The 18,426-nt window shown below is 42.1% G+C and carries 12 protein-coding genes; all 12 read right to left on the bottom strand.

Annotated features, from left to right (window positions below):
• Window positions 1-7: 7 nt before the first annotated feature.
• Complete coding sequence (locus KSX81_RS13915; RefSeq protein ID WP_004296439.1) at window positions 8-781, bottom strand: endonuclease/exonuclease/phosphatase family protein; 774 nt, start codon at window positions 779-781, stop codon at window positions 8-10.
• 31 nt (window positions 782-812) lie between these two features.
• On the bottom strand, window positions 813-1,769 hold the full coding sequence (locus KSX81_RS13910; protein ID WP_004296440.1) for a FecR family protein: 957 nt from the start codon (window positions 1,767-1,769) through the stop codon (window positions 813-815).
• Window positions 1,770-1,877: 108 nt separating this feature from the next.
• The gene (locus KSX81_RS13905; RefSeq protein ID WP_004317492.1) at window positions 1,878-2,459 is read right to left on the bottom strand and encodes an RNA polymerase sigma factor; all 582 of its coding nucleotides are present in this window, start codon (window positions 2,457-2,459) and stop codon (window positions 1,878-1,880) included.
• A gap of 118 nt (window positions 2,460-2,577) precedes the next feature.
• Complete coding sequence (locus KSX81_RS13900; protein ID WP_217725526.1) at window positions 2,578-4,761, bottom strand: alpha-N-acetylglucosaminidase; 2,184 nt, start codon at window positions 4,759-4,761, stop codon at window positions 2,578-2,580.
• 6 nt (window positions 4,762-4,767) lie between these two features.
• A complete protein-coding gene (locus tag KSX81_RS13895; RefSeq protein WP_217725525.1) occupies window positions 4,768-5,853 on the bottom strand; it encodes an acyltransferase family protein in 1,086 nt (361 codons plus the stop codon).
• Between the two features lie 14 nt (window positions 5,854-5,867).
• Complete coding sequence (locus KSX81_RS13890) at window positions 5,868-7,124, bottom strand: GntP family permease (protein ID WP_217725524.1); 1,257 nt, start codon at window positions 7,122-7,124, stop codon at window positions 5,868-5,870.
• Between the two features lie 6 nt (window positions 7,125-7,130).
• A complete protein-coding gene (locus tag KSX81_RS13885) occupies window positions 7,131-8,273 on the bottom strand; it encodes a glycerate kinase (RefSeq protein ID WP_217725523.1) in 1,143 nt (380 codons plus the stop codon).
• Window positions 8,274-8,281: 8 nt separating this feature from the next.
• Window positions 8,282-10,438, bottom strand: coding sequence for an alpha-N-acetylglucosaminidase (locus KSX81_RS13880; protein ID WP_217725522.1), 2,157 nt, complete (start codon window positions 10,436-10,438; stop codon window positions 8,282-8,284).
• A gap of 28 nt (window positions 10,439-10,466) precedes the next feature.
• Window positions 10,467-11,258 carry an endonuclease/exonuclease/phosphatase family protein gene (locus KSX81_RS13875; RefSeq protein WP_009000988.1) on the bottom strand — a complete coding sequence of 264 codons (792 nt, stop codon included), beginning with the start codon at window positions 11,256-11,258 and terminating at the stop codon, window positions 10,467-10,469.
• 19 nt (window positions 11,259-11,277) lie between these two features.
• Window positions 11,278-13,011 carry a RagB/SusD family nutrient uptake outer membrane protein gene (locus tag KSX81_RS13870; RefSeq protein WP_004296448.1) on the bottom strand — a complete coding sequence of 578 codons (1,734 nt, stop codon included), beginning with the start codon at window positions 13,009-13,011 and terminating at the stop codon, window positions 11,278-11,280.
• Window positions 13,012-13,031: 20 nt separating this feature from the next.
• On the bottom strand, window positions 13,032-16,451 hold the full coding sequence (locus tag KSX81_RS13865; protein WP_004323120.1) for a TonB-dependent receptor: 3,420 nt from the start codon (window positions 16,449-16,451) through the stop codon (window positions 13,032-13,034).
• 928 nt (window positions 16,452-17,379) lie between these two features.
• A complete protein-coding gene (locus KSX81_RS13860; protein ID WP_004323118.1) occupies window positions 17,380-18,396 on the bottom strand; it encodes a LacI family DNA-binding transcriptional regulator in 1,017 nt (338 codons plus the stop codon).
• Between the last annotated feature and the right edge of the window lie 30 nt (window positions 18,397-18,426).

The raw sequence follows: 18,426 nt of genomic DNA, 5'->3' as shown, positions 1-18,426 counted from the left end.
ATTTCATTCATTTTACAAATTCAACTTCAGCAAACAAAGCCCTATGGTCAGAAACCTCCGGATTAGATAAAACTTTAAACGATTTCACTTTCCACTTATTCTGTGGAAGTCCGAATATATAATCAATCTTGATTGTCGGCTGATCTGCCGGATAGGTGAATGTATCATCGCAGATTCTCTGCCAATTCTTCATTACCTCACAAATCACATTAGAGTCGGTCCGGGCATTAAAATCTCCCCCCAGCAGTGTCGGGGTATCTCCCGTACCAATCCGCTCATTAATCTGTTCGGCCATCGCACTCCTTATCAGGTCTGTCGAATGATCCAAGTGAGTCGTTCCTATCCTGATTACGTCTGAAGTTCCCGGCTCCTGAATATCTACATATAATAGCGTCCGGGGTTCTTTGGCTCCGTCTATACCTTCAAAAGTTTTGTTATTGATATAAACAAAAGGATATTTTGAAAGGATAGCTACTCCATATTCTCCCCCCCCAGTATCCATCGCTTTCCCGAATACGGAAAACAATCCCAACTCCGCAGCCAGTTGAGTGGTGAAATCCTGATTTTTGTTCCTTTTTGTGTTGTAATCTATCTCTTGCAACATTACAACATCCGGATTGTATTTCCTGATAAATACAGCATACTCCTTCACCGAGTAACCGGTCATTTCCCCGGACATCCGGCAATTATAGCTCATTATTTTAAGAGCCTGCGCATACGTACTTTGATACGCAAAGAAGAAAAGGCATACCCATACAATGGGCTTTAAAAGTGCTTTCATAAATTTGTTTTTGTTATTAGATTAAGTTTACTTATTCAACGGTATATGTATATTCTGATATTTTTTTAAAGCTAACCGGTGTTATGGATTGCATCACCTCCAACACATAGTTCAAATCGTTCCCTTTACAAACGAAGTCGTACGTAAACGAAGCAATCTTTTCGTTTTTAACTGTAATCTCTATATCAAAATGACGCGAGAGTGTTGTAAGCACCTCTTTCAGTGATGCATTTCTGAAAATAAGCCGGTTGCTTTTCCAACTCGAAGCATCATCGTGATATCTATCAGTTTTTATTTTTATTACATTACTCCTTTTTTCATAAACTGCAGTTTGTCCGGGAAGCATTTGCTGCATAGGCCTGCGGCTTTGCATATGCCCGATATTTATACTTCCTTCGTCGAGTGTAGTTTTGATTACCTTATCCGAAGCGTATGCTTTTACATTGAAACACGTTCCCGTCACTTGTATTTTCACATTCTCGGCAAGCACCTGAAAAGGGGATTTCTTGTTTTCTGCTATCTCAAAATAAGCCTCTCCTTCCAGCGTAACATTCCTGTTGTATTTTGCAAACTGTTCCGGATAGGTCAATTTAGAATCGGCATTTAACCACACCCGGCTACCATCAGGAAGTAATACGAGTAGCTTCTCCCCCCTTACAGCACAGACCTCCCGATAAACAAGGTTTGCCTCATTATGACTTTGATAGAAATTATATCCCACACCTATCACTAGCAAAACAATTGCACAGGCTACCGTCCACTTAAAGAACAATGGCATCCTTATTCTCCTGTTCTTTCGTTTTTCTTCCCGCATCACGGCTGCCTGAATATTCTTATAAATGCGATATTCATCAAAAGGAGGCAATTCTCTGTCGCCCAATTCGAGCTGTTTGCCTTCTATTATCCTCTGAATGTCGTCATCCATATATTTCCCGATGCCGTCAACTACTTCAAAGTCCTGATTTGTATGTTTCTTTTTTGATTTCATATTTCAATATCTATTAGTAATACACACTGTTACAAAAAAGTATTATACAGACTACGTTAAACCGTGTTAATTCAAAAGAACGTTCCATATCAGCAAAAAGTGATAAAACTACATCATACAATAAAGCAACAATAGGCTAAGCTCTCCCACTGTCGCGCGAATCTGCTTCAAAGATTGGCTATATTGAAATTTAATTGTATTGATCGAAAGATTAAGTTTATCGGCTATTTCCTGATTGGAGTATTTTCCCGAAACTTTCATTTCAAAAACCTTGCGGCGTTGTGGCGAAAGTTGCTCAAGAGCTTGCTGTATGATGTTCATTTGTTCTTGTTTAAGGTTTTCGTTTTGAGAATTGTCTTCCAATTCCAAAACCATTGAAAGGCAATCCTCAAGTAAATAGATATTTTTCTTTGAGTCTCTCAACGTATTGAGCAGATCGTTCTTCAACATTGTAAAAAGGTATCTGTTTATAGGTTTTGTCTCGTCGATTTCTTCTTTTTTCAGCCAGAGTTTTAAGAATAAGTTCTGCACAGCATCTTCAGCCAATTCTTTATTCAGCAAATATTTAAATGCCAAAGAAAAGGTCTGCGCCGCATACGTCTTGTATACAATACTAAATGCCAGCTGGTTCCCCTCTTTCAGAGCCTTAACCAAAGCTTGGGCTTCATCCTGTGAGTATTTCTGGGACATCTTAATCATTTTAAATATGAAAATAAAAAACTTATTATATTAAGTCCTTATTTTCAAATATATTAATTCTTTCTGATATAGCATGAATCGCGAGCAACAAATAAAACAGGCCTCTTATTTATTTCACCAGTCTTTGATATTTGCTGAATAAAAAGGTGGAGAATGATAATAATCCGTCAGTTGTTGAATGAACATCTTTTCGAGTATCCTTCCGATCAGTTGCATTTACCCAACCTTCTTCTATTTCTTTTAATTCATCTTCAAGTTGCTTCTGATCCACCTCTACACCTTCCCCGACCGCTTTGATGAATGTATTGATATACACCTCCCAGCGCTTTGCATAATAATCACTTATCAGTCCTGCCCACGAACGGCTGGCATAATCGTTCAGGCTTCCACCCCAAGTAGTAATCAAGTTGCGAGCATTCTTTTCATAATAGTCTTTCAACTGGGGAGAATCCCCCATCTTCCGTGCATCATCAATCCATTTATCCAACGAACAGTAAGGATGAAAGGCATTCAGCTTATCCAAATCATTCAATATCTCTTTCATTTTCTCGCCACAAGCTTTCAAAGCCTGATGGTCTTTAGCTTCAACCATCCTGTCAAACTCCACTTTCACATCAAGAAAGTAGTTTCCAAGCACCTGTCTGCCTACAGTAATCAAATCCAGGCGAAAAGCATCTCTCCGGTCAGAAGGTGCCTCATTCAATTTTCTCCAGACCTCTAGTAGTTCAACATTGCTGTACACATTACTTGTCCGTTTTTCACTGTTCCTATTCAATGCAGGGCGATACCCGGGTAAGGTACCCAATGTGCGCGGCACCTGTACATAAATGTCATTGAATAATCGTTTCCAAGCATCGCGCACAGGCTGCGACACGCATCCCACATGTCTGTCAGCCAGACATTCAATCCATTTATCATCATCTACATTCAGATTCCATGCTTTCTCAAGAATGTATTCGTAGGGAAACTGCATCACATCCAATCCTTCCAGCGTAGAGCCGATTCCTTTAAGGTTACCTCCACCGTTAATGAGAGCATTCTCAAGTCGTTCGCCACTTTCTTTGACGTTACCTGTCAAAGTCGTGTTTCCCCCGAAATTGCCCAGATAACACCAAATATAGGGCTGATCATGAAAATGCTCTGTTCTTTTCCATAATTCAACATTTTCACAATGATAATCAAGTAATATCATTTTATTCTGTGGCACTCCTGTCAGCAAAGCCTTCATTCGCTCGGAAGTCCATTTATCTTTATCAAAATAAAACATCCACGTCATTTGCATCCATTGGGCTTTGGGATCGGCAGCCGTCAATGTAGCGTACATATCCGATGCTATCTTCCGCAAATATTCGAGTTCGAAACTGGGCGGGTCAACCTCGTTGAAAGGATCTAAACCATAAATATGATCGGTTCCGAAAAGTTTTTTTTGTTCATCAAGAAATAGTTTCTGAATTTTCGCAAACAAAGCATCGTTAGGGTTCAGAAAGTTACAACGATATGCATCAGCAAAGCCGGCCCATTTGCCCAAATGTTGAATATCGGCCTCGGGATAGATCCGTTTTAAATCGGCAGGTACATGTCCGGCGAAGGCTGGTAATACGGGCTTCATATTCAATTCACGCTCACGTGCGAGTATTTTTTTTTGCAAGCTTACCTGGTGTTCCAGCCATTCCATCGGCAACGGACCGTTCCAGCGATCTATGTTAGCCATCCGATGCCAGGGCAGATACGGCGGTCCCGTGAAGTAAGAGCGTATTTCGATGTCCGACATTCCCATTTTCGACCAAACTTTATACCACACAGCTTCCTGTCCGGTAATTGCCAAAGGCATATTTATACCATTAAGGGCCATCCAGTCAATAAAACGTTCCCATTCTTTCCATTGCCACCAAGGCATCGTGTAACCATACGTGCAGTAATTCAGGAAAAAGCGAGTATCCACTCTCGCTTCCGAAACCACCTTCTCACCAACCATCGGCAATTCTTCAGGAATTTCAACGGCTATATCCGCATACCATGACACTGTAGTGAGACAGTAATATTTCAAGTAATGGTTCAGTCCCATCGCCATTGAATTGGCGTTGTTTCCACCGATTACAATTTTATCTTTTACGGACTCTATCGTAAAGCAGTCTTTCTCTCCTTTTAACTTTTGAAACTGAAAACTCTCGATGTATGACGGCAGCAAACGTTTCAATAATGCTTCCGCAACAGCTACGTCTTTGTCTTTAGCCTGAAGAGCCAACGACATAAGCAGCATAACCAGACACGTGTATACACTTTTTCTTTTCATTCTGATTTATAATTTTATATAGATTTTTCTTTTTAACAAAATATATCCCAACAGCCCATTGAACAACAGGAAAAATACACCGTACATAAATGAACCGAAATAATTTCCGAATAACGGGTTAAGCAAATTATTGAATACAGCCGTATGGATATGCCAATGCACAAGCAATCCTCCGGCTATGCAACTAAACACATAAATTACAAGCGGATTCGCTCCAAATGCTTCGAAAAACGAAAACCACTTTTTATTCTGCTTCACATCAATGATATAGAGCAACAATGCCAATGACAATGCCGCAATCCCGCAAGTAAGCAAAACGAACGAAGGAGACCACAAACGTTTATTCAAAGGACAGGCATAGCTTAACAAATAGCCGACAAACAACAGAGTGGTACCTATAAGAAATAGATTCAGCATCCGGCGGTCATTGTCTTTAATGTCAATGATTATCTTTCCGCAAACAAAACCGATCATCACTTGAGACACAGCAGGAATCGTACTAAGTATCCCTTCGGGATCGACAAACTGGCGGCCCTGAAGATACATGTGGTTAGATCCTAAAATAGCCGAATCAATCATGCCGACGATATTATCCGCACTTTTCTCAAATCCGTTTCCAAATAACTGAAAAATAAAATAAACAGCCAGCAAAATGATGGCTAATGGCATAAACCGCTTATGCGGTATTGTTACAGCTAATAAGGCTGTAATACCATAACAAATCCCAAGCCGTTGCATAACTCCCATCAACCGGAGCTGACTCAAATCAAAATAGTTACCACTATCGATTGATGTAATGAACCACTCCATAACCAGACCTATAAATATTAATAAGAGACTTCTTTTTATGATTTTCGCAATGGCCGGTCGACACTGGAAGTTATACTTACACAAGGAGATGTAGGTCGAAATACCCATCAGAAACATAAACATCGGGAATACCAAATCGGCCGGCGAAAAGCCATCCCACTTGGCATGTGCAAAAGCGGCAAAGTTATACCCGCACTTTCCTGTATTGTTGACCAAGATCATCCCGGCAACAGTAATACCCCGAAGTACATCAAGCGAAAGTAACCGTTTGTTCGGATTCATAATATTTGATTCTTTTAATTACTTATTATATATAAAATAGTCGTTCCGGCAGCTAACACTATCCCTATAAGCGATTCATAAGGTATCAGCTTCAGACGTTCCTTAAAATTGAGTTCGCATACGCCTCCTGTCGCATGAAAGAACGAACCATGTGGCAAATGGTCAAGAACTGTAGCTCCGGAATTAATCATAGCCGCTCCCCAAATTGCAGAAATGCCTATAGCCAATATCGTTTCAGCGAACGAAGAAGAAGCCAGTGTCGCTCCGGCTGTTGTCGATGCGGTAGCCGCCGACATCAACGCGCCTGATATAGGAGCAATCAATGCATCACTCATATGAGCATGATCCAATCCTGTAAGAATCCAATCTTTCAAAGAAGAGTTCTTTATGATGCCGGCAATAGTTCCGGTTCCTATCAACAGAATAGCTACCACAGACATCTTTTGCAGTCCATACGCTATACTCGGAAGAATATTTTTCCATTGTTTCATACAGATAGCACCACATAAACCACCTACCGGCAAAGCTATCAAAGGATCGATATTAATTCCTGCCACAGGACGTAATGCCAATAAAACAATCGTAACAACAGGAGCAATCAGACTTGTTCTTAACGACGGCAGATTTCTCTCTCCCTCTTTATCCTCTGTTTGCATCATCGTTTTTTTGTTTTTCACTGTTTGAGGCATCAGACGGACAATAACGAAAACAGTGAAAAACAAACCGATCACCGCCGGTAAAATATTGGCAAACATTACAGCCGATAGATCTGCATTAAAATTTCCGGCTGCTATAATGGTGTTCGGGTTAGGTGATATGATATTTCCACACTTACCTCCTCCGATCATAGCAATAAGTAACACAGATGGAGACAGGTTTAGACGCTTGCCTATCGAAAGAGCCACCGGCGCAACGGTTATCACAGCCACATCAATAAAGACGCCTACCGTACAAAGCAACATCGTTGCGAGTGCCAATGCCATAAATACCCGTTTTTCACCCATTTTGTTTATAATCGCATTGGAGATGACCGTGGTAGCCCCGGTTTGTATTAATATGCCTGACAAGACTCCGGCTGTCAGAATCCGCAATACCGCCGGGGTGACCTCTTTCACCCCTTCGGTCATCACCGTAACAGTCTCATTTAAAGATAGTCCTCCCAACAACCCTCCGACTATCGCTCCAATAATCAGACTGTATGTTGGAGAAAGCTTTCTTATGATTAACAGTATGGATAATGAAAGCCCGATTAATGCGCCTATCGCTGTCATTGAGTATTATTTAGTAAATTGTTTTATGATTCTCACCACCTGTCGCACCGTTCTCTCTATGTTTTCTTTCGTAAACTCCGGTTGCATCGCTTCTTCAAGTGTTACCGGAAAAGGTTGAATAGGCAGTACGGCAGTAAACCCCATCCTATTAAGCGCTTCGGTGGCTTCGACCGCTCCCCCCAACGCTATCACCGGAACCTGACATTTCTCACCGACACGTAAAATTCCGTCCAGCGCCTTTCCCATACCAGTCTGGCGATCCAGTTTCCCCTCTCCGGTCAGTATCAGGTCTGCCTGTCGGACGACCTCCTCGAAACGAAGCGTTTTCAATATAACTTCTATTCCGGATTGCAATTCTGCATTCAAAAACGGAAGCAAGCCGCCTCCCATTCCTCCGGCTGCTCCAGCACCGGGAAGCTGGGATATATCCATATTTGTATATTCCTTTATCACCTGTGCATAATGCCGCAACCCATTGTCCAACTCTATCACTTGCAACATAGTTGCCCCTTTTTGGGGAGCATATACATAGGCCGCACCCTCTTTTCCAAAAAATGGATTACTAACATCACAAGCGATCGTAAAACGACTTTCCTTCAATGCCGGATTTAATTGGGAAATATCTATTTGATGGACTTTTATCAGATTTTCGCCGACAGGCTCCAACTCACCGTTTCCGTTATCTAAAAAGCGTGCACCTAAAGCCTTTAGCATACCAATTCCCGCATCATTCGTAGCACTTCCGCCGATCCCGATAATGAATTCCCGACACCCGCGTTTTAATGCGTCAGCAACCATTTCTCCAACTCCATAAGTCGTAGTCTTCATGGGATTTCTTCGATTTGAATCAATCAATGGCAGACCGCAGGCCGAGGCCATTTCGATAATAGCCATCGCACCATTGTTTACGATGCCATACGATACTTCAATTGGCTTCATAAATGGATCATGCACCCGACATGACACCGTTTGAGCATGAAGGGCAGAGCATAGAGCTTCTGTAGTCCCTTCGCCGCCATCAGCTATGGGGAAACGTATAATCTGACAGTCGGGTAATTCCTCCTGAATCGCTTTTTCGGCAGCTTTCGCTATCTCGAAAGAACCGACCGAACCTTTAAACGAGTCGAATGCCAATACAATCTTTTTCATAAAAGCTATCACTTATTTGTTTTCTCTATTAAATTCAATGCAGCCTCGACCGGGTCATCAAACGGAGTCGTACTGTTGCTCCAGGGAGATGTAATCCATTGCTCCTCCCATTCTCGGATTTTATTCCGGTCTTTTGTGAAATAGAGCTGTATACGAGGGATATAGTAGTCTTTAATCAGCCCGCTCCAGAAACGGGCAGCATAATCTTCCTGAATACCACCCCAACTTGTAATCAAGCGTTTGGCATTTGCTTCATAAGCATCTTTTTCCTGAAGAGTTGTTCCGCTATTGCGCGCAAGTTCCACCCATTCTTCTAATCGATATAAAGGATGAGAAGCCAATAGCCTGTCAACGTCCATCAACAAATCAACAGTTTGTTGCAGATTACGTTGCGCTGCGAGAACACGATTCTCCGAATCATCTTTCAGGGCCTGCTTATAAAAATTTTCAGCTTTAGCCGCTACATAATACGAAACAAACTCTATGAGGTCGTTTCTGTATAATTCAGAGCCTTTCAGTTCGTCAGCGCAACTAGCATACAAACGTATAGCCTGCAAGTAATCATCACTAAGGTCGATTTTACTGATCCGCCGTTGATCGGGTACTACAGTTTGCCAGGTAAAACGGGGGTATGAATATAAAGAGCTATATGCTGTTTTCCGAAAAAGCTTCCAAGCTTCCTCCATGGCATCGGGATATCCTCCATAACGGGCCTCGCAGTATATCTTCATCCAATCGTCCAGGTCGATACTATCTGATGACCATCCCATATCGGCTAACAGTTCGTAAACAACCTCATTGTTTTCGAGTCCTTCAGGGGCAGAACCGAACCCAATCAAGTTACCTTTATTTGCGGCACGTAATGCTTTGACCGAGGAACTAGCATACATGTCCAAGTCTCCTGTCATGGTGTTTTTCCCGCCAAAGTTGGGTACATAGCTGAATATCCATTTCTTTCCGTAAAATCCATCATGTACTTTCCATGTTTGCTCGGTGTTCCACACCCATTTCGGATAATCATTGCCCAAATCAATGATAATCATTTTATCATCAGGTACATTGCTTAACAAGGCTTTAAGCGATTCTTTATCCCAGAATGAATGTTGATATCCGAATGTCCATCCCTGTGTAACCCAAACGGCATCCGGGTTTCCGGCTGTAATTGATTTATAGATCGTTTCTCCATACTCGGCCAATAACTTATATTTCGCCTCTTTATCTTCCTTATCGATAGGCAGTTCCATCTCATTAAAACTGTCCGAGAGATAATACGTATTTTCTCCAAACTCTTTTTCCCACTCTTCGACAAACAGTTTGCCTATCTCTTCGAAAAAAGGTGAATCCGGTGGCAATACATAGGCGTTGTACTCTTCATCAAAACCACCCCACCGCATGTGCCGGAATTGTGTGTCGGGATGTTTCTGGACGAATCCTTCCGGCACGAAACCTGCAAACGCGGGTGCTATGGGCTGCATACCCAACTCGCGCATACGGGTCAGGATTTGATGCTGCAAAGCGATTTGGTTCTGTTGCCAGGCATCAGATAAAGGACCGTCCCACTTGTTCAGATTGCCCATGCGATGCCAGGGAAGGTGTGCAGGGGCAGTGAAAAACTCACGGATTTCTTCTTTGTTCAATCCCATACGCAGCCATACCCGTTCCGCAATGGCTTCGCTGGCCACGGTAGCCAAGGGCATATTTACACCATAAAGAGCCATCCTGTCAATTTCCTTTTCCCAACGCTCCCAGTCCCAGTAAGGGGTAGTGTAGCCGAATGTACAAACATTAAGGAAATAGCGCAACTCATAAGGGGACACCTGTTCATACAATTCATAATCGGGCCACGGCATCACCGACGTTATATGTTCACCGCTCCATGTTTTCATACTCTTGCAGGCCTCTTTCATGTACGTATGAAAAGCGTAACAGATAGCAACGGAGCTACTTCCCCTTAGGGTAAGCCGGCCGTCGCTTGCTATCACTTCGAATATATCTTTACCGTCGGATGGTTCGATATATTCAAAGTGGATAGACTGTGCTCTTTCCCCAATCTGACGTTCTATTAACTGTTTGGCGGGGGTGATAATATCCGTCTTAGGCTTGTGGCATGAGCAGAAAAAAAGCGTTGCTGAAATCAGTAAATACTTGATTATTGTATGTATCATAGAAAATCATAAATGTTATAAGTGAGTATCAATATTTTTTCTTCGATGCTTCTTTCACATATTCCAGTTCCGTAATAATCGGTAAATGGTCTGACAAAAGCGACTGAACAGTTTGTGTACTAATCACACGCCATCCTTTTTGCGGGTAAGCAAACAAGTAATCGATCTTAATCACAGGCTTCCATGCCGGCATTCCAAAATCATCGTTGCTTGCAGCAAACCAACTATCCATACCACGTATTACCTCCGAGTAATGACGCGCGTTGAAATCACCTCCCAAAATTACAGGATATTTATAATTTTTGAAATGCCCGGTAATAAATTTTATTTGCTCCGCCCGTGTTTCTTGAGAGTTGACGTCCAGATGCGTAGAGGTAAAAACAATGGTATCATTACCCATTTCGAATAATCCCTCCAGCATGGCCCGTCTCTCATGCTCTTTGACCGGATGGGGCAGCATTATCTTTTGAACAGAAATATATGGATATTTACTTAACATCCCAATACCGTAATAACCGGTAGAATAGTCAATCGTTTTTCCGTAAAGCCCAAACATCCCTGTATGATAGGCAAGTTCGGATATAAAATCCTTCCCCTTCTGATGCGGGGTACGCTTACGGTCTGTTTTGCTATCCACTTCCTGAAGCGCCACAAAATCAGGCTTGAAGGATTTGATGTGATGAGCAAGTTCCTCTAAAGATGCCAGTTCGCCAAATCTCAAATTATAGGTCATTACCCGCACCCGTAGAGTATCTTGCGCATAGGCAACGCCCAAAGTCAGGCATAAAAACAATAATAAATATTTCTTCATTGAATACATGGTTTCTATTTTTAAATGATTACTTTTCCCAGCCCGGATTTTGTCCTAACAGAGGATTCTTCTGACGCTCGGGATTAGGCACGGGCCACAAATAATGTTTCGTTGCGTCGAAGTAGCGTGCGCCGCCTTCCGCGGTAGACTTTTCGTAGATAACATCACCAAACTCATCTACTCCGGTATCGGGATATGGGTTGGCACCCAAATCGTTCATACAAACTTTCAGGCTGGGACCGGTGATGGCACGTCCAAAGCGAAGTTCGCCTTCACGCCAGCGCATCACATCGGCGTATCTTGTTCCTTCACCTGCCAACTCAATGCGACGTTCTCTTCTCAATTCGGTTTCGAGATCCATCCCCCATGCGCTAAGTTCGTCAAGGTTCATACGATGCATATTCACACGATCTCTAAGCCTGTTGATGGAGTAATCAATCTGTGTTTGTGTCAGTTTCTTGCCTTGTAGTTCGAAAGTGGCTTCGGCATAAATCAGCAAGATTTCGGCAAAGCGGATGACATTGAGATTCCCATGTCCACCCACACTTGAGCCGGCCAAATCAATATCGTTATACTTTTTCAGATAGAAACCTGTACGGCTATTTGCCCCCACACGGTTATTATCTTGCAATGAAGCAAAACGAGGCAGATTAAATATCTCGTTGGCCTTATCCGTATCAGGATCACCGTCATCTCCTCCCGGCCATTTGTCACCCGGAGCATATAAAGTCATCTTCATTCTAGGATCTCTGTTCTGGAAATAATCCACATAATGCTCTTCAGGCGACTTGTATAACGATGAGGTCTGCACACCGGTCTTTTTATAATATTCCAATCCGGTTTTTGCCGGTTTACCGTCTGTACACAGATAAGCATCCACTAACGACTTCGTTGGATTGAGGCGTATATAGTCCGTCGGACTGCAAGTTTCATTGGGCAGACTTTGTGTACGGATTTCGGGTACAAAAAGGCTATATACGATGGCTTCGATATTTTTCGGATCATTCTCGACATCCCCTTCGTGATGAAATAGTTTTTCGTATTCATACAGGCCATAGGGACTGTTTTCGATGATATATTCACTCGTTTTTGCAGCCAGTTCCCATCTTTCGTTTTGCAAGGCAATACGTGCCAATATGGCTAAAGCGCCCCAACGGTCGAGTCTTCCCAGTTTGTCGCCTGTATACCTTTCTTCAGGCATGCGCTCTGCCGCCCATTTCAAATCCTCGACGAGCTGGTCAATGACTTTCTCTCTGGGAGTACGTTCGATATATGCATCTTCGGGCTGGATGACTTCTCCTACCCAAGGTACATCACCCCAAAACACCGTAAGGTAAAAGTACATAAGCGCCCGGATGGTTTTTACTTCTGCGGCATAAACGTCCTTCTTATTTTGAGCTACCTGCGCTTTATTATAGTTGTCCAGAAAATTATTGCAGCGATAAATATAGCTATATGCTCCTGTCCAATAGGTAGTGAAGGGGAAGCCGTCAGTATAAGAGTGCTTGCCTCCGGAAACCTTACTTAGTCCACTAGTAATATTCCCCCACATAACAGTTTCGGCCGTCGATTCACTCCAATTCACGAGATAGTCTTTTTGTAAAGCTTCGTAACAGGGAGGCAAGGCATTTTTAAGCTGATCTTCATTTACCCAGAATGTTACATTGTCCGGCTCGTTAGGGTTCGTTCTATCCAGAAAATCGCTACATGAGGTAACTATACCAAAGAAAGCAATGATTAAAAAGTATTTTGAGTATTTCATCTTTATAGTCGTTTAATAGGTTAGAATGTTATTGATAATCCAAAAACATAGGTTTTTACTTGCGGATAGACATCTCCGCTGGTGGTCCTCACTTCAGGGTCATAAGCTCCGAAGTAATCGGTTTTAGTAAACAAGTTATCTGCCGAAGCATATACTCTAAGACTATTAATGCCAAGAGGTGCCACCATCCGGGCAGGAAAACGATAACCTATCTGAATATTCTTCAGGCGCAAGTACGATGCATCCTCTTTCCAGTAGTCACTGAAGAGCCTGTTGTGCTCCTGCGACTGATAAAGTCTGGGATAAGAAGCATTTGGATTCATAGGCGTCCATCTGTCAAGATGCTCTTTTTTAGGGATTGAGTAGTCATTGATAAACGCATGCCGAGCCTCATCCTCAAGGTAACCGGCAACTTTGCCTACTCCTTGCAAATAGAAACTGAAATCAATGCCTTTCCATTCCAAACCACCCTTGATTGCATAGGTGTAATGGGGCTCTTTCTCGCCAAACACCACTTTGTCGTAGTCATCAATTACCCCGTCGGGAGCGCCGTCAGGACCACTGATGTCCCGATACTTAATATCTCCGGGCTGTACAATGCCGTTTTGTGATGCAACAAGAGGAAATTTTGGTTTCTGGTACTTACCTGTAGTTGTATTCACTGATTCAAAGTCATACACTTGCGCCAGCCCATCAGTCAGATAACCATAGAAAGCACCTATCGGATCACCGACCCGACGATACGAACCGGAAGCCGTACTGGTCAGCGACTCCGGAGTTCCACCCAAATCGGTAATCTTATTACGAGCGTCCGACAGATTGAACCCGAGATTGTAATTTACATTTCCGATCTTATCACGCCATGACAGATTAAGTTCCCATCCTTTGACATCAATCTTACCAAGATTGACATAACCTACGTTACTACTGGAAACCCCGACAATAGCCGGAACATCGGGACGAACCAATGCATCAATATTTTCTTTCTTATACCAATCAAAGTCCACATTCAGTCTATTGTTCAAAAAACTAAGGTCTACCCCGAAATTAAGCATGCGGATGGTTTCCCACTTGATGTCGGGATTACCGATTTTGTTTTGCCAAAGTCCCATAACAGGTGTATTAGAAGCTCCGATAGGATAAGACTCTTCGGTTATGATAGGTGACAAGTAGGGGTAGTAATTACCGGGAATGTTTTGATTTCCCAACTCACCCCAGGAAGCACGCAGCTTACCCGAGCTCAATACCGAAGTAGCGAACTCCATGAATTTTTCACGTGAGAAGTTCCATCCTGCCGAGAATGATGGAAAATATCCCCAACGATTGCCCTTGGCAAATCTTGAAGTTCCGTCGGCACGCAGGTTAGCTTCAAACAGGTATTTACCGTCAAAAGCATAGTTGACACGACCAAAGTAAGAACGCAAAGCCCACTCGTCTTTTGTTCCGCTATTCATAAAATTAATCATTCCGGCACTAATAACGTGAATATCCTCAACCATCACATTATCACGCGTAGCCCCCAACGTACTTCTATTTTCCCACTCTTGCGAAAATCCCAACAATGCTCCCAACTCGTGGCGTCCTATGGTCTTATTAAAGTTCAGGGTGAATTGCAACGTTTGGGTCATAACGTCAAGATGGCTTTGTGAGATATAGTCCTTGGCATCTTCATTTGCTTTCAACGGGCTACCGTCCGAGTAATAAGACAACATCTTCGGGTTAAACTCATCCACCTGGCGGGTATATATATTAGCAGAGTACTGCATACCTACGTTCAGTCCGTCTATAATTTTGAGATCTGCATTGAAAATACCATTGAGCACACGTGTTTTCCGTTCTTCCATTCCCGACTCATAGGCTACCTGCAAGGGGTTACGTACCGAACCGTACGACCAGTTCTCACTATCTACCATCCGGCCATTCTCATCAGGAATTTGCCACATGACGGGAAGTAACGGAGACATACGCTGTGACAGGCGGAATACTCCTGATGTGCCGCTATAACCTAAGTCCTTTTTATAGAAATCGACATAGCTCATCTGTCCAGTCAGTTTCAGACGATCATACACCTCCGTGTTTACACTGATACGCGCATTATGTCTTTTGGAACTATATCCGTCACCTACAACCAGTCCATCCTGATCCAGGAAACCATACGACATAAAAAATCCGGTTTTCTCGCTTCCACCCCGTGCACTTACATTATGCCCCGTTTGAAAAGCCCGGCTTTTGTATATTTCGTCAATCCAGTCTGTATTGGAATATTCGTTGGGGTACAATCCCGAATCATATTTATCGAAAGCCTCTTGTGTATAGGGCTTGGAAAATCCGGCAGCACTCATGGCTTCATTGGAGAGTTCCATGTATTCCCTTCCATTAACAAGTTCGGGCAATGCTGTGGGAGTCTGGAATCCGGCATATCCGTTATATTGGAATACTACGCGCTCTTTCTTTTCTCCCTTTTTAGTCGTTACAAGAATAACACCGTTAGCGGCACGTGCTCCATAAATAGCTGATGAGGCGGCATCTTTCAGTACTGATACGCTTTCGATGTCCGAAGGATTCAATAAGTTGATGTCTCCCCCGGCTACTCCGTCAATCAAGATCAAAGGTGCTGTACTACTATTGATGGTTCCCGTACCACGAATGTTGATGCTGGGCACAGCACCCGGCTGCCCCGAAGAGGAAACGATACTAACTCCAGGCAACAATCCTTGTAGCCCTGTAGTTACGTTAGTAATAGGTCGGTTCTCAATAGCCTCCGCTTTAACCATAGATACGGCACCTGTTACATTCACTTTCTTTTGCACGCCGTAGCCTACAACTACTACATCTTCCAGGCTGACAGCATTCTCTTTCATCACCACGTTTATTGTCGTTGCTTTCGCTATGACGCTTTCTTCACGGTAGCCGACGTATGAGTACCGAAGTGTACTTCCATAGGGTACCTTGATGGAATACTGACCATTGATATCGGTGATTGTACCTGTAGTCGATCCTTTTACCGATACGGTGGCTCCGATGATCGGTTCCGTATTCTCGTCAGTAACTTTACCTTTCACATACAGTTCCTTCTTCTCTCCTTGCGAATCAATAGGTTCAGTTTTATTTTGATATTCTTTATTATAAAATAAAATACTGTCATCCAGGAAACGGAACCCAATGTTAGTCCCTTTTAGCAAAAGAGTTAGTGCTTTGTTTACATCTGTGTCTTTTACCTCCAATGACACTTTCCTACTCGTATCCACAAATTCTTTGCTATAGGCTACATTCATCGATGCCTTCTCTGCTATCTGACTGATAGCCTCTTTAAGAGGAAGCTCTTTGATACTAATCGATATTTTTTGCTGTTGTGCATAAACAAAAGCAGTGACAAATATGCACATTAGGGTTACAATACACCTTCTGCCGGTGGATGAAAAAGGAGAATCTTTTTCCATAATATTAGTCTTTAAAGTTAATAGTTCAATATCTATTAGCTAATACACAAGAGGTATTAAAAAGTATTACGGCAAATAAGTTAATGAATATTAATTCGGGAAATATAGGAGAACTTGCCGGAAATCAATCCATACTTGATAAAAAAGAAAGAAAACACTTCAAAGGTATCGTTTTTAAAAGAAAATATAAAGGGGGGATATCGTATTTTCTCATTTAATGCATAAATTAGTGTCTTTACCTGAAAAAGAATGAGCAACATCCACCTCACATATGAGTGATTCCACCAGAACCCGGCTCAATCTGAAAATTTTGGGGATTTGATTCAGGGCAATCACACCCTTAAAAATAGATTCATTCCGGTACGGAAATGAACTAAACAGTAGCTTCCAATAGTCAGTAAGAGATAACCTGTCTTAATACTGTATTTAGTTTCCTGGCTTTTATAAATAATAATTAGATCTGCACTTCAGTTTTCGTTCTACTTAAGTCGAACGATAGAACCACTTAAGTTGAACTATCGCTCCACTTAAGTGGAACGAAAACTCATTAGGGAACGAAGAAAATAATAGTTCTAAGAAGAATTACTAAAAACTGTATTGCGTTAGATTAGTCCTTGTAACTATGAATTTAGCTCAAAATAGTACCGGAATGAATCAATTTTTAGGGATGTGATTGCCCTGAATCAAATCCCCCCAATCCCCAAGAATTACAACTGAGCCCAGAACTCTTGATACTTATAAATTCATATAGTTGGTGTCAAAAGGCAATGGTGTCAAGTACGCCTGACAATGGAAATGAAGGCAACGGAGAAGGTGGAAATGAAGGCGGTGGTGAAGCACCAGATCCGGCAGCATAAGAAACGGTATTAATATGTAAAAAATCGGGCTTGACATTGTTCAAGCCCGATTTTTTCTATTATCTAAAATACTACTTTCTATCAGTTAACACCTTTATCGAATCCCGTTTTATAATATTAGGTTTCAAAAGAATCTCCGAATGTAGTTCAGTTTCTTCCAAAATCTTCTGCATCAACATTTTTACAGCAATAATGCCAATATTCTCCAGTGATTGTGCAATACGAGTTATAGGAGGATTTAGATAGTCCAGATATAAGTTATCATCAAACGAAATGATAGACATATCTTGAGGAATTCTCACTTTATGCTCATTTAATGCTTTGACGGCTCCCAAAAGAATTGTACTACTTAACGCAAATATAGCAGTAGGTTTTGTAGTAGAGTTCAGAGCCAACTTAGTCTCAATATAACCATTCTGAATCGAGAACTCATTTCCTCTTATCATTGCGTTATCCTGATAACCAGCTTCGCGAAGCGCATCAAGATACCCGCGCACACGTTCCTTAGTTGTTATAGAAATATCCGGCCCCTGAATACAGAGAATCTTACTATGCCCCGATTCTAATAATAATTTCGTTGCCTGATAGGCTCCTACATAATTATCAGTAGCTACGTATGGCAAATTATGCTTCTCAAAATAGCGGTCAATTAGCACAATCGGAGTTTTAGTACTAATCTCCTCGAGTTTAGAAGGGTTTTCACCAGTCGGAACCAAAATAATTCCGTCTATCTTACGTGACAGAAGCGAATCAATAGCTTTATTTTCCTGAATAGGATCTTCCAGGGTATCGATAAGCATGACAGTATAATTATAACGTTGTGCTTCACGGATGACAACACTTGCTATATTGGCAAAAAAAGGATTATCTATGTGTGGTACAAGAAGGCCTATAGTATATGTCGTGTTGTTGCGCAAACTTTGCGCAACTATATCAGGCTGATAGTCCAATTCTTTAACGGACTGCAAAATAACCTCCTTAGCAGACTGGCTGATCCTATATTTCTCTGATTTCCCATTTAACACTCTGGAAATCGTAGAGATAGAGTACCCAGTTTTCTTTGATACATCAATCAGAGTTTTCTTCATTACTGGTTGTTTTTTGCAAAAATAACATTT

The sequence above is a fragment of the Bacteroides sp. MSK.18.37 genome (assembly GCF_019129155.2).
In the GTDB taxonomy this organism is placed as follows: Bacteria; Bacteroidota; Bacteroidia; order Bacteroidales; family Bacteroidaceae; genus Bacteroides; species Bacteroides ovatus.
This window is presented reverse-complemented; position numbering and strand designations above follow the sequence as displayed.

What these genes read in the sequence shown, in the direction of transcription:
- KSX81_RS13910 (WP_004296440.1), bottom strand. Translation starts at nt 1,769, where the DNA reads ATGAAATCAAAAAAGAAACATACAAATCAGGACTTTGAAGTAGTTGAC.
- KSX81_RS13895 (WP_217725525.1), bottom strand. Translation starts at nt 5,853, where the DNA reads ATGAATCCGAACAAACGGTTACTTTCGCTTGATGTACTTCGGGGTATT.
- KSX81_RS13890 (WP_217725524.1), bottom strand. Translation starts at nt 7,124, where the DNA reads ATGACAGCGATAGGCGCATTAATCGGGCTTTCATTATCCATACTGTTA.
- KSX81_RS13860 (WP_004323118.1), bottom strand. Translation starts at nt 18,396, where the DNA reads ATGAAGAAAACTCTGATTGATGTATCAAAGAAAACTGGGTACTCTATC.
- KSX81_RS13880 (WP_217725522.1), bottom strand. Translation starts at nt 10,438, where the DNA reads ATGATACATACAATAATCAAGTATTTACTGATTTCAGCAACGCTTTTT.
- KSX81_RS13885 (WP_217725523.1), bottom strand. Translation starts at nt 8,273, where the DNA reads ATGAAAAAGATTGTATTGGCATTCGACTCGTTTAAAGGTTCGGTCGGT.
- KSX81_RS13875 (WP_009000988.1), bottom strand. Translation starts at nt 11,258, where the DNA reads ATGTATTCAATGAAGAAATATTTATTATTGTTTTTATGCCTGACTTTG.
- KSX81_RS13865 (WP_004323120.1), bottom strand. Translation starts at nt 16,451, where the DNA reads ATGGAAAAAGATTCTCCTTTTTCATCCACCGGCAGAAGGTGTATTGTA.
- KSX81_RS13900 (WP_217725526.1), bottom strand. Translation starts at nt 4,761, where the DNA reads ATGAAAAGAAAAAGTGTATACACGTGTCTGGTTATGCTGCTTATGTCG.
- KSX81_RS13905 (WP_004317492.1), bottom strand. Translation starts at nt 2,459, where the DNA reads ATGTCCCAGAAATACTCACAGGATGAAGCCCAAGCTTTGGTTAAGGCT.
- KSX81_RS13870 (WP_004296448.1), bottom strand. Translation starts at nt 13,011, where the DNA reads ATGAAATACTCAAAATACTTTTTAATCATTGCTTTCTTTGGTATAGTT.
- KSX81_RS13915 (WP_004296439.1), bottom strand. Translation starts at nt 781, where the DNA reads ATGAAAGCACTTTTAAAGCCCATTGTATGGGTATGCCTTTTCTTCTTT.